Raw genomic sequence first — 12106 nt, 5'->3', positions numbered from 1 at the left:
CCCAAATTTAAAGAGGCTCGGTAGCTCAGTCGGTAGAGCAGAGGACTGAAAATCCTCGTGTCGGCGGTTCGATTCCGTTCCGAGCCACCATTTTCACAATATGCCGTTGTAGCTCAACTGGTAGAGCAACTGACTTGTAATCAGTAGGTTGGGGGTTCAAGTCCTCTCGACGGCACCATGCTTTTGTTTAACTTAATATGGAGGCTTAGTGAAGTGGCTAAACACGGCAGACTGTAAATCTGCTCTCATCGAGTTCGGTGGTTCGAATCCATCAGCCTCCACCATATTTTTCCTAGGGGCATAGTTTAAAGGTAGAACAAAGGTCTCCAAAACCTTTGGTGTGGGTTCAATTCCTGCTGCCCCTGCCATTATTCAAACCGTGGCGGTCGTGGCGAAGGGGTTAACGCACTGGTCTGTGGCTCCAGCATTCGTGGGTTCAAGTCCCATCGATCGCCCCATTATTCTTTATGTAATGGGGATTAGCCAAGCGGTAAGGCAACGGACTTTGACTCCGTCATGCCTAGGTTCGAATCCTAGATCCCCAGTTATTACAATTATGCGGAAGTGGCTCAGCGGTAGAGCATCGCCTTGCCAAGGCGAGGGTCGCGGGTTCGATTCCCGTCTTCCGCTCCATAAATTACGGCGCCATAGCCAAGCGGTAAGGCAGAGCTCTGCAAAAGCTCTATCCCCAGTTCGATTCTGGGTGGTGCCTCCATTTTTATCTCACTCGCCGGAGTGGCGGAATCGGCAGACGCACAGGACTTAAAATCCTGCGGTAGGTGACTACCGTACCAGTTCAAGTCTGGTCTTCGGCACCAAGTTTTATTTCATAAATTGCGCCCTTAGCTCAGCTGGATAGAGCGTTTGACTACGAATCAAAAGGCCGGGAGTTCGAATCTCTCAGGGCGCGCCATTTATGCTTTAAGAAACACAATAATAAGCCGGTGTGGCGGAATGGCAGACGCGCGCGACTCAAAATCGCGAGGGAAACCGTGGGGGTTCGAGTCCCTTCACCGGCATCAAACAAAAAAGCTGTTTTTACAGAAGGAATTCTGTGAAGACAGTTTTTTTTTGCTTTTGAAAAAGTGGCTGATAAATCCGCTTTGTACGGAGAAACTTTTAAAAACCACTATCATACAAGGCAAGGGAAGCTTGTAGTCTTGATATAACAGCAAGCTGAAGTTCGTGAGGTTCTTCTACCTTTAAGTAAGGACTATAACTTAAGATGATGTCACAGGCCGATTCAATAGTATGGAAGTCTACAGCTGCGACTAACCATCCTGAATTAGCTGTAGGGGAGGTTGATTTTACCTTTACATATCTCGCTTGATGGAGTCGTGGCAGGAGCTGCTCTTGAATTTTGATTACAGCAGGATAGTAAGGTAATGTGGTTCGAAATGCTTGAGTGGATTGCTCCCAATAGGCGGCAAGCTGGAAGTCATTAGGACGCGTAAAAGAATCGTCTGTAAGCTGTGCTCTATGAATTCGAGATATCCGGTAGGAACGCATCTCGCCATTGGTAAGAGCGACTAAATACCAGATGGTTGCTTTTGCAACGAGTCCTAATGGATCAACTAGTCTTTCTGAGATTGTTGTATCCTTTGGATAATCGATAATAAGTTTCTTTTCGTTCCATATTGCTTCTTGAATAATACCTAGATAAGGAAACGCTTCTTGAGATTGATGCCAGCCAGCGCCATCCACGTGGATACGATCTCTCATAAACTCCGCATCCCGCTGTAAAGCAGGAGGCAATGAGGCGAATAGCTTAAGAAATGCATTGTCAAAATTGTTCTGTAATCCTAAATCGTTCATAATACCTGATGGATTCATAAGAAGTAAAGACTGTATTTCTTCTATTTTCAGGCCTGTTAGATTCGTACGGTAGCCTTCAGATAAACTCCAACCCCCAAGAGCTCCTCTAAATGCAAAAACAGGTATTCCTGCTGCGCTGAGAGCCTCCATATCTCTAGCAATCGTGCGTTCAGACACTTCAACCTTTTCAGCTAGCTGGCGGGTAGTCATTTTTCCATGATGCTGTAGGCATAATAAGAGAGTTAGCAGACGTTCTGCACGCATCTTGTCGTTCTCCTTCTTTGCAGGCTGGTTATTCTTTTAGTCTACCATATAAATAAGACAGTGGATGACATATATGCCTCTGTATAATTAAAATTGAAATGAGCACATAGCTACTACTAAGGAGAGATATCAACATCATGGGATCTTTAGTCGGAAAAGTTGCCGTTGTTGCAGGTGGAACAAGAGGTGCAGGTAGAGGGATTGCGATAATGTTAGGTGAAGCAGGCGCAACCGTATATGTGACAGGAAGAAGTGTAAGAGGTAATCCATCCAGTATGGGAAGAGGGGAAACTATTGAAGAAACCGCAGAGATGGTGACGGCACGAGGGGGAAAAGGTATTCCTGTTCGTGTGGATCATACAGTTGAGGATGAGGTGAAGCATTTTTTTGAACGCGTAAAGCAAGAACAAGACGGAAACCTGGATCTGCTAGTTAACGATATATGGGGTGGAGATTCGTTAACAGAGTGGGGGCAAACCTTCTGGGAGCATTCCTTGTCCGACGGACTTCTGATCCAGCAGCAGGCCGTTCAATCGCATATGATCACAAGTTATTATGGAGCCCCCTTGATGGTAGAGAAGAAAAAAGGATTGATTATTGAGATAACCGATGGCTTCGATTATCGGTACCGTGGAAATTTGTATTACAGCCTTGCCAAAATATCAGTGATACATCTTGCTGCGGCCATGTCTGAGGAGCTTCGGCCTTATAATGTTACTGCGCTCTCTTTGAGTCCCGGTTTTCTCCGATCAGAGGCCATGCTGGATTATTTTGGGGTAACAGAAGCTAACTGGCAGGATGCAGCGAAGAAAGATCCTCATTTTATAATGTCGGAGACTCCATTTTATATTGGTAAGGCAGTTGCTGCTTTGGCAGCTGATCCAGCAATAGGCAATAAAAACGGAATGATTACGACCACTTGGGGCTTATCGGACGAATATGGATTTAATGACGTGGATGGGAGACGTCCTCACTGGGGAAGGTATGCTGAGGAGCAAGGGTTTTATAAATAATTAAAATGGATAATAGCGCAGGATTCCCTAAGGGAAAACCTGCGCTATTTATTTTCTTATAGCCGAGCGTAGTATTGATTCAAAGTATTTAAGATTTCATCGCAATAGGCTTTTTCTTCTTGGGTATTGTCTTCAGATTCGTCGTCATTTTTTTGAATTTGTTCAAATCGCTGCACTAAGGCATCGGTAACGAATTCAGCGCTTACTCCATAATGCTTAACTATGGAAAATACGCCATCTAAATTATTGTGGTTGTCAATGATTTCTGTTAGATGACTCATAAAAGCGGGATCCTCCTCACGATGATTGATGGACAAGATTTAGTTTGAGCGATTTGGAACTATTTTATGTAACTGCTAAAGCTGCTTGGACACATGTAACAAATCTGGCAATGTAACCAGTTGATAGCCTTTGGATCGTAAGGACTCAATAATGGTGGGAAGTGCGTTAACGGTTCCTGATAAGTCTTGATTAGGACCGCCCCCGGAATGCTGAAGGATGATGGCTCCGGCTTTGGCATTTGTTAAAATATTAGTGGTTACTTGCTGCTGGCTCAACTGTTTCCAATCCAAAGAATCAACATTCCAGTTAACAACAGTCAAATGATGCTCGGAGGCCCACAGCAATTGGTTCTCTGAGATTTCTCCATAGGGAGGGCGAAGCAGTCTTGGAGTGTAACCGATTATGTTTTTTAGTATTTTTTGCGTTTTATTAATTTGAGAATGGAACTGATCATCTGAGAGCTTGGTAAGTAGTGAGTGATTGTAAGTGTGATTGCCAATAATATGGCCCTCTTTGACCATTCTTTTGACAATATCAGGATGCTTCTCGGCAAGACGACCTACGATAAAAAAAGTCGCTTTGACGTTATACTTTTTCAAAACATCTAATACCTGCGGAGTAAATTGTGTATCCGGTGCATCATCAAAGGTTAGCGCTATTTTTTTGGTATCTGAGGAGCCTTTGAGTAGAAGGAGGTCCGGATATTTTTTGATCAATTGAGATAAAGTTAGGCGCTTTCCACGGTTGTTTTGCTGGGAGTTGGCCGTATGAGCAGGTTTTTCTCGTTTGACGGATTGCTTCGCTTGAGGTGCAGGCGGTTGTACTGGTTCAGGCTGGGGTGCAGCTTGTTCGGGTTGAGCTTGAGCTCTCGATTGGTCATTATCAACAGGAGGGGTCCCAGGAATAGGCCATTCTGGAAATCGGACTAATGGAGGCGGGGCAGTTGACTTAGACTCGGTGGTTTCGAGAGTTGAATCGGAATTTTCCACCTGTAGGGAAGGTGTCTGATTGTGGAGTTGCTGCTGTTTCAATGGTGTCTGTGGTTGGTTAGAGCAGCCCATGAGGGCAAACCCTAGCATAATAAGCGAAAAAAATGCATGTAAACAGGAAAATGGTTTCATAAAAACGACTCCTCTTCTCACGATAGATGCTATTAGTCTTCGTGTACGGAGACGAGATTATCCGTTAAATCCGGAATTGGGTTTAGCTAATAGTTACTTAACATTTAAAGCCGAATTTCCTTAATACATTTGTTATATAATGAAATAGTATACATACAAGATACATCAGGTCGTTTTTCCCAATTCGTAGATCTATTTTGTTTGAAAGGAAGAGCTTTGTGGAATTAAAGAAAAAGGGTTGGAGTTCGTGGGAAGATGAGTTTATAAAGAAATATTATCCTTCAGGGGATATAGAAGAGATCCTTATGCACCTCCCGAATCGAAGTATTAAAACGATTAAAGATCGGGCATATAGACTAGAAGTTAAAAGGGAACGAGGAATAAAAAAAAGTATCGGGATGATCTCAATTTCTAAAGGAGAGGAATCTTCTCCCGTCATGGTGAGCTTCTACAAATACCTGCATTTGGTTAAAACTAAAGTAAATGAAACAGGCGCTAAGCCGGATATGGATCAGTTATTGAGGGCTTTTCGGGACGCGTATTGTAATTCTTGAAATTTAAAAGGTAAATTACCATCCCCATGATGACGTCAATGATGATAGTAGCCGACGGTTATCATGGGGATGCTTAAATTATAGATAGATGTACAATGAATGCTTAGGAAGTCCAATTTCGGGAACTGAAAAGATTGGACAAAATCCGATGAAAGCAGATCGAAGCCAAAAGCCTACAGATCACTTAGTAAAGGTTTGTTAGGAAGGTAATGAATCGTGCGTATGAAACGAACTGTTTTTGTTTTCGCTCTCATGACAATGGAATGTGTCTCTGCACGCTGATTTCCTAAATATTGAACCCCACCTAAAAATTCACCAGGTGTTATTCCTGTGGCTGCAAAAAATACATCTTGAGTACCTATCATATCTTCCATTGTTAGCAGTTTTAAGGGGTCGGTTAATCCCATTTGACGGCATCGTTCAAGCTCTTCTTCATTAGACGGCATCAGACGTCCAAGTAATTCGCCACCTAAGCAGCGCAAAGCTGCAGCGGCTAACACACCTTCCGGCGCTCCTCCTGATCCTACATATAGGTCAATACCTGATTCCGATAAAGCGGGGGCCATGGCTCCAGCTACATCTCCATCGCTTAGTAGTTTAATACGCACGCCTACACGTCGGAGTGTCTGGATATGCTCTTGATGACGTTCCCGATCTAGAATCATGACGGTTAAATTGCTTAAAGGCTTATCCAGATGCTGGGCAGCTTTCTGTAAAGTCACTTCGAGAGGGTCATCAAGCTGCAGTTTTCCAGTCAAGGCGGGACCTACAGCAAGCTTGGCCATATACATATCAGGGGCATGAAGGAGGCAGCCTTTATTCGCCATAGCGATGACGGCTAATGCGTTATTCAAACCCTTAGCAACGAGATCTGTACCCTCCAACGGGTCTACAGCAATGTCTACCTCCGGTCCTTGACCATTACCAACCTGTTCTCCGATATAAAGCATTGGAGCCTCATCCATCTCTCCTTCACCTATAACGACAGTACCTTGAACCGATACGGAATCAAACATAGTACGCATAGCTGTTGTTGCGGCTCCATCGGCTTGATTTTTATCTCCACGTCCCATCCATTGGGCTGCAGACAAAGCGGCTAATTCGGTGACTCTAACAAGCTCTAATGCTAATTCTCTTTCCATGATAAGTCCTCCCTGACCATTAATTAAAATATAAGTTACACATCATTTAAACTATAGTATAATTATTTCATATAAAGAGCGCAACAAATAGGGATTAAAGAAGGTATATTTGTGTATTTTTTAGATATATAGTGCCTCATATATCAATGTAACCTATTATTTATACAAATAAAACACTTTTTTTGATACAATATAGGTTATGAGTACAAATAAGTTAAGATTTGTGACAGGGAGGTTTCGGTCATCGAACTGACAACTCGTCAATTGCATATTGTAGAACTGGTTAAATTGCATGCGCCGATCACCGGAGAGCAGATTGCCGAGATGCTTGGTTTAAGTAGACCAACGCTGCGATCAGACCTCGCTTTGCTGGTTATGCTCGGATATGTGGATGCAAAGCCAAAGGTGGGATATACACCAGGCTCGGAAATATCATCGGGAAGTCAGGCATCCCGCAGACTTAAGGCGTTAAAAGTGAAAGAAGTTCAATCCATGCCAGTCATTGTCAAGGAAACATCTTCGGTTCATGATGCCGTTGTGTCCCTTTTTATGGAAGACGTAGGAAGTTTAATTGTAGTCGATGAAGAAAGCTGTTTGTCTGGTGTCATTTCCAGAAAAGATTTGCTGAAATTTACACTCGGTAACACTGCAGCAGCGGCAATGCCTGTCAGTATGGTTATGACACGGGAACCGAATGTGATTCATGTTGAGTCCGAGGAATTGGTTATAGATGCAGCCCGTAAAATGATGCACCATCAGGTAGATAGCTTGCCGGTTGTTATTCGTTCTCAAAGTGAGTCCAGTCCAGGCCGCAGCCGTTGGGAAGTAGTAGGGCGCGTGAGTAAGACGACAATGACACAAATATTGTTAGAGTTAGCTACAGAACCTTAAACACGGCAGCGTTTTTTTGCGAAATTAACAACCATGAAAGAAGGAGCATGAACGGATGAAAGATCAGCATTATGAGATTACCATTTGCTCAGATTCCGTAGGGGAAACTGCCGAGGCGGTTGTAAAAGCTACGATCCGGCAATTTGACGCACATCAGGTGAAAACAAAGCGTATCGGTCATATTAAGCACGAAGATGAAATTCGAACAATCATGGAATCAGCTGCGAGTCGTGGCGGCTTTGTTGCTTATACGCTTGTTCAGCCGGAGCTTCGCGAAATGATGCGTGAGGAAGCAATTCGTTTGGGAGTTCGGGCTGTGGACATCATGGGGCCTATGATGCAGGCATTTATCGACACATTCAATGATTCGCCTAAGCGTAAGCCTGGTCTGCAGCATGAGATGGATGAGGATTATTTTAAACGTGTTGAAGCCATTGAATTTGCGGTCAAGTGTGATGATGGACGTGATACTAGTGCATTGCTGAAAGCTGAAATTGTCCTGATTGGAGTATCTAGGACATCGAAGACTCCGCTTAGTATTTTTTTGGCCCATAAAGGGTTAAAAGTAACGAATCTGCCGCTTGTGCCTGAAGTGAAGCCGCCAAAGGAGCTTTTCTTGCTAGCGGGCTCGCGAATTGTCGGTCTTACTATGGATCCGGACAAGCTATTAAAAATTAGAACGGAACGGTTGAAGGCAGTTGGTTTACCGTTCGGTGCTAAGTATGCGGCTATGGAAAGGATTATGGAGGAACTGGACTACGCGCAAAAGCTGATGAATCAGGTGGGCTGTCCTGTTATTAATGTGACTGATAAAGCGATTGAGGAAACTGCTGGTATCATTATGGGTTATTTGTGACCCTTTCTTATATATAAGATAGAGCATGGGCTGCCGATAGGACGCCTCGTGCTTTTTTTTATAATATCAGAATTTATAAGTTTTCAGCGGAGTTGAGTAATTCTGATATTGCAAAACTTTTTTTGTGATAAGAAGATTTGAATGCAACCAAAGGGCTTGATTTATACGTATACTTAATAAAAGAGGGAACGAACACGGGTGAGAGTTAAAGGATAGAGACGTTTGTGTAATTAGAAGAACAAATAGGGTAGAGGCGGTGTGAGGATGGATTCATGGAGAGGCTGGCTGAAGGAATCGTACGGTAAAAAGCTATCTAAGCTGCATGCATGGAATGCTTGGATTATAGTTCTCCTTACAGTAACGGGAATTATCCTCTATATCCCTTCAATTCGGGGAGATTTGGGAGCGTTTCGTGTCATTATGAAGCAAGCGCATATTGTCATTGGTTTCGTGTCAATTCTGCTTATAGCTCTGTATGTACCACTAATACCCAAGCACTGGAAGCAAATTAGAAATAAGCTTAGCCAACGATGGAATTTGATCATTGTACTGGGACTGCTGGTTGGTTGGAGTATAACGGGGCTTATTTTATGGCAATTTCGCAGCCTTCCTCCCATTTGGAGCAACATATCGCTGATACTGCACGATTTGTTTACGTGGATTGGTATTCCTTATGCTGTATATCATTCGATCTCTCGCAGCAGGTGGTTGAAAGCCATGCGTTCTCAAGAGAAAAAGGCAGCAGCAGCTCAAGCGTCTGCGGAATTGGAAAAGCGGATTGCAGCAGCATCAGGGACCGAAGCTGAAGGGAAGATGGCTCCTCAAGCTTTTGTAGAGTACTTGAAAAAATCCCCTATTTCACGAGCAAATTTTCTGCGATTGATTGCTGGACTTGTGCTAGTATTTGGAGTGGGACCCGCATTTTACCGTTGGATGAAATCGGTCTCGGATACAGGCGGTGATGAGCTGGAGAAGCTGGTTGGAAATGATGGCAACCATATGGTTCCAGCACCTATAGCGCTTGCAGAATCTAATCCTCCTATTGGCGGTGGGGGTAAGGGTGAGTTTAGGATTTATACGGTAACTGATATTCCGTCATTTTCGAGCGAGAACTGGCAGTTCGTTATATCCGGTTTGGTTGATAAGCCGGTTTCGTGGAGCTGGGAGGAGCTATTGAAGCTGCCTCGTAAGGTCCAGGTAAGTGATTTTCACTGTGTAACTGGGTGGTCGGTTTATAGCTTGACCTGGGAAGGCATTCCGTTATCGGAGCTGCTCAAAATAGCCGGTGTAAAGAGCAAGGCTCGGTATGCGAAAATGTATTCCGGTGATAAGGTGTATACGGATTGCTTATCTTTGGAGCAGGCGCGGCTGGAGGATGTCATGGTTGCAGTGTTGATGGATGGCAAACCGCTTCCCCAGCAATTGGGTGGTCCGGTAAGGCTGGTCGTTCCGAAGATGTACGCTTATAAATCAGTTAAATGGTTGCAAGCGATAGAGTTAATAGAAGAAGAGCATATGGGTTATTGGGAAGTTCGAGGCTACGATAACGATGCGTGGGTTCCAGGGAAACGGCTTACTTAGCAGGGGGTGTCATATTGATAAATCTGCGAAATTATTGGAAGTGCAGCATTCAGCGTGCTACAGATGGCGATAACCCAAAGAAAGGACGATAAATTTTGAATTTGATTTCACTCAATATCAGTATGCCAGTTACGATAGATTACAAAGGAAAGCTTCTGGAGACCGGAATTTTTAAAGAGCCTGTAAACAGAAGTTTGATGTTGTCATTCTCTCAACTGGAAGGCGATGGGCAGGGAGATATGATCAACCACGGCGGAGAGGATAAAGCGGTCTGTGTGTATTGTGAAGAGCATTATTCGTATTGGGAAGATAAGCTGCAGCGCAAGCTTTCCTACGGAGCGTTTGGCGAAAACTTTACAGTTACTGGGCTATTGGAGTCGGATATCCATATTGGGGATATATTTGCGGTTGGGGAAGCGGTTGTTCAAGTCAGTCAGCCACGGCAGCCATGTTTTAAGCTGGGATGGAAGCACAAGATGCCGGAGCTACCAGAGCAAGTGCAGGATACTGGCTTTACCGGCTACTATTTCCGTGTACTGAAGGAAGGGACCGTTTCAGCAGGAGATGATATTCGGTTGATTGAGCGTCATGCTTTGGCGATTACCGCTGCGGAAGCTAATAGACTGAAGTATCATGATAAAACAGATCTAGCAGGCATTCACACCTTACTTGCTGTAGAAGCTTTGGCGGATAGCTGGAGAAAGTCGTTCGAGAAACGATTAAAGAGCGAGTAAAAGGCGTTAACGACGAATGGAGGTAACTTGGTGGATTATAGGGGGGGCCCGCCGATCACTGGTGTAATATTAGCCGGCGGTAGCAATCGGAGAATGGGCGGTAAGATGAAGGCATTGCTAAGCATAAATGGGGAGTTGTTCATAGAACGACAGTTGGCTGTGCTGAGCACAATTTGCAATGAAATTCTTATTATCACTAATGAACCCGCTATGTTTGAACAACAGCTATCATGGTCTCAGGCAAATGTGCGTATTATCCGCGATCATCAGCCAGGGAATGGGCCACTGGCGGGGGTGCAAGCGGCAATGGCAGCCGCCTATTATGATGAACTATGGGTGGTTGCATGCGATATGCCATTCATTTCCTCCGTCGCCGCTGAGATGCTGCTGAAGCTGAGGCGAAGCCGTGGCGAAGAAGGTTATGATGCTGCGATACCTCAGCTTAAGAGCAGACTACAGCCACTTCATGCTATCTACCATAGAAGATGTCAAAGTGCAATTGATGAACTACTGGCTGCAGAGCAGTACAGGGTGATGGGACTGTTGGAGCGTTTGGAATATATTAAGGCTGAGGATTCATTTTTCATGGAAAAGGGCGTACCATTGAACTTCGCTGAAAATGTGAATACTCCCGAGGAGTTCAATAGATTGGAGCGATCGTAAGTTTCGATTTGAAGAAAATTAATTTCTCTGAATTTTGAACAGAACATCTTCAAAATTTTATGTGAGGAATGTTGACATGCACCTATTTTTTTTCAGTGAAGTATGAAATAATAGAGAGATCTCAATGTGTGATTGCTGCAAAACAAACTAGAAGCGATTGAACAGGGAATCGGAGGTGTCGGTTATGTCAGCCATATTAACGGATCGATACGGAAGAGTTCATGATTATTTGAGGATATCCGTCACAGATCGCTGCAACCTGCGCTGTGTTTACTGCATGCCTGAAGAAGGTATGGAGTTCGAGCCTGAGGAGAACATGCTAAGCTTCGATGAGATCTATGAAGTAGTGCGAGTATTAGCAGGGCTTGGAGTTCGTAAGCTGCGTATTACCGGCGGTGAGCCACTCGTGAGAAAAAACTTGGAACAATTGATAGGTCGATTATCCTCCATTCCGGGTATTGAAGATATAGCTTTGACAACGAACGGAATATATTTTGCTGGGCGTGCTGAAAAGCTGCGTGCAGCCGGATTGACTCGGATTAATATTAGCTTGGATTCCCTGCGTGCTGACCGCTTCTCACTCATCACGCGAGGCGGAGACATTAAACGGGTTCTGGATAGTATAGAAGCAGCATATCGTGTCGGGTTAGATCCGATCAAGCTTAATGTGGTGCTGATGAAGGGCGTTAATGATGATGAGATCGATGATTTCTTACAAATGACTATTGACCGTAAGGTTCAGGTGCGGTTTATCGAATATATGCCAATCGGTCATGATGATGCTAGTTGGAAAAGCAAATATGTGCCATTAAGTACGGTAATGGACCGTTGTGTGGAGCGCAGCTGGTCGGTGAATCCATCAGGAGAGGTTTATGGCAACGGCCCATCGAAAAATTTCCGGATTGAAGGAGCACTTGGCTCATTTGGGCTGATTCATCCTGTCAGTGACCACTTTTGCCAAACCTGTAATCGCCTTCGATTGACAGCGGATGGGAACATTAAGCCGTGTCTTTATTGGTCGGATGAGTTTAATGTGAGGACTTATATCGGCAATGATCAGGCATTGGCCGATTTGTTTCTTAAAGCGCTGGACGTTAAACCAGAGAGCCATGAAATGGCCAAAGCATTGCTCAGTGAGCAGCAAAGCCATATGCCCACACTGCGGAGAATGTCACAGATCGGGGGATAAA

Annotated in this window: 12 protein-coding genes and 11 tRNA genes; 19 read left to right on the top strand and 4 right to left on the bottom strand. The window is 44.3% G+C overall.

Annotated elements, in window-relative coordinates; all coding sequences use genetic code 11:
• Window positions 1–14: 14 nt before the first annotated feature.
• From GC093_RS11980 to GC093_RS11930, 11 genes are all read left to right on the top strand, one after another.
• Window positions 15–90, top strand: a tRNA-Phe gene (locus GC093_RS11980).
• A 12-nt stretch (window positions 91–102) separates the two neighbouring features.
• A tRNA-Thr gene (locus GC093_RS11975) sits at window positions 103–178 on the top strand.
• 21 nt (window positions 179–199) lie between these two features.
• Window positions 200–284, top strand: a tRNA-Tyr gene (locus GC093_RS11970).
• A gap of 10 nt (window positions 285–294) precedes the next feature.
• Window positions 295–368: transfer RNA gene (locus tag GC093_RS11965), tRNA-Trp, on the top strand.
• A 14-nt stretch (window positions 369–382) separates the two neighbouring features.
• Window positions 383–458 (top strand) — tRNA-His (locus GC093_RS11960).
• Between the two features lie 15 nt (window positions 459–473).
• Window positions 474–545 (top strand) — tRNA-Gln (locus tag GC093_RS11955).
• Window positions 546–558: 13 nt separating this feature from the next.
• Window positions 559–633, top strand: a tRNA-Gly gene (locus GC093_RS11950).
• Between the two features lie 8 nt (window positions 634–641).
• A tRNA-Cys gene (locus tag GC093_RS11945) sits at window positions 642–715 on the top strand.
• A gap of 14 nt (window positions 716–729) precedes the next feature.
• A tRNA-Leu gene (locus GC093_RS11940) sits at window positions 730–818 on the top strand.
• A gap of 18 nt (window positions 819–836) precedes the next feature.
• A tRNA-Arg gene (locus GC093_RS11935) sits at window positions 837–913 on the top strand.
• 27 nt (window positions 914–940) lie between these two features.
• Window positions 941–1019: transfer RNA gene (locus tag GC093_RS11930), tRNA-Leu, on the top strand.
• Between the two features lie 100 nt (window positions 1020–1119).
• Here GC093_RS11930 and GC093_RS11925 read toward each other — a convergent pair.
• Complete coding sequence (locus GC093_RS11925; protein WP_171652105.1) at window positions 1120–2079, bottom strand: helix-turn-helix transcriptional regulator; 960 nt, start codon at window positions 2077–2079, stop codon at window positions 1120–1122.
• A gap of 137 nt (window positions 2080–2216) precedes the next feature.
• Here GC093_RS11925 and GC093_RS11920 point away from each other — a divergent pair, with 137 nt between their 5' ends.
• Window positions 2217–3092 carry an SDR family oxidoreductase gene (locus GC093_RS11920; RefSeq protein WP_171652104.1) on the top strand — a complete coding sequence of 292 codons (876 nt, stop codon included), beginning with the start codon at window positions 2217–2219 and terminating at the stop codon, window positions 3090–3092.
• 56 nt (window positions 3093–3148) lie between these two features.
• On the opposite strand, the gene GC093_RS11915 is transcribed toward GC093_RS11920, so the two are convergent.
• A complete protein-coding gene (locus tag GC093_RS11915) occupies window positions 3149–3373 on the bottom strand; it encodes a hypothetical protein (RefSeq protein WP_171652103.1) in 225 nt (74 codons plus the stop codon).
• A gap of 75 nt (window positions 3374–3448) precedes the next feature.
• Window positions 3449–4495, bottom strand: coding sequence for a polysaccharide deacetylase family protein (locus GC093_RS11910; protein ID WP_246314081.1), 1047 nt, complete (start codon window positions 4493–4495; stop codon window positions 3449–3451).
• Window positions 4496–4713: 218 nt separating this feature from the next.
• Here GC093_RS11910 and GC093_RS11905 point away from each other — a divergent pair, with 218 nt between their 5' ends.
• Window positions 4714–5049, top strand: a complete 336-nt coding sequence (locus GC093_RS11905; protein WP_171652102.1) for an SANT/Myb-like DNA-binding domain-containing protein — start codon at window positions 4714–4716, stop codon at window positions 5047–5049.
• A 173-nt stretch (window positions 5050–5222) separates the two neighbouring features.
• On the opposite strand, the gene glpX is transcribed toward GC093_RS11905, so the two are convergent.
• Window positions 5223–6191 carry a class II fructose-bisphosphatase gene (gene glpX, locus GC093_RS11900; RefSeq protein WP_171652101.1) on the bottom strand — a complete coding sequence of 323 codons (969 nt, stop codon included), beginning with the start codon at window positions 6189–6191 and terminating at the stop codon, window positions 5223–5225.
• Between the two features lie 264 nt (window positions 6192–6455).
• Here glpX and GC093_RS11895 point away from each other — a divergent pair, with 264 nt between their 5' ends.
• The 6 genes from GC093_RS11895 (at window position 6456) to moaA (ending at window position 12105) form a co-directional block, all read left to right on the top strand.
• Window positions 6456–7082 carry a helix-turn-helix transcriptional regulator gene (locus GC093_RS11895; protein ID WP_171652100.1) on the top strand — a complete coding sequence of 209 codons (627 nt, stop codon included), beginning with the start codon at window positions 6456–6458 and terminating at the stop codon, window positions 7080–7082.
• A 55-nt stretch (window positions 7083–7137) separates the two neighbouring features.
• The gene (locus GC093_RS11890) at window positions 7138–7938 is read left to right on the top strand and encodes a pyruvate, water dikinase regulatory protein (RefSeq protein WP_171652099.1); all 801 of its coding nucleotides are present in this window, start codon (window positions 7138–7140) and stop codon (window positions 7936–7938) included.
• Between the two features lie 264 nt (window positions 7939–8202).
• Window positions 8203–9519, top strand: a complete 1317-nt coding sequence (locus tag GC093_RS11885) for a molybdopterin-dependent oxidoreductase (protein WP_171652098.1) — start codon at window positions 8203–8205, stop codon at window positions 9517–9519.
• Between the two features lie 122 nt (window positions 9520–9641).
• Window positions 9642–10253, top strand: coding sequence for an MOSC domain-containing protein (locus GC093_RS11880; RefSeq protein WP_171652109.1), 612 nt, complete (start codon window positions 9642–9644; stop codon window positions 10251–10253).
• 30 nt (window positions 10254–10283) lie between these two features.
• Window positions 10284–10916, top strand: a complete 633-nt coding sequence (gene mobA, locus GC093_RS11875; RefSeq protein ID WP_171652097.1) for a molybdenum cofactor guanylyltransferase — start codon at window positions 10284–10286, stop codon at window positions 10914–10916.
• Window positions 10917–11100: 184 nt separating this feature from the next.
• Window positions 11101–12105, top strand: coding sequence for a GTP 3',8-cyclase MoaA (gene moaA / locus GC093_RS11870; protein WP_171652096.1), 1005 nt, complete (start codon window positions 11101–11103; stop codon window positions 12103–12105).
• Window position 12106: the final 1 nt, after the last annotated feature.

The sequence above is a fragment of the Paenibacillus foliorum genome (assembly GCF_013141765.1).
Taxonomy (GTDB): Bacteria; Bacillota; Bacilli; order Paenibacillales; family NBRC-103111; genus Paenibacillus_S; species Paenibacillus_S foliorum.
This window is presented reverse-complemented; position numbering and strand designations above follow the sequence as displayed.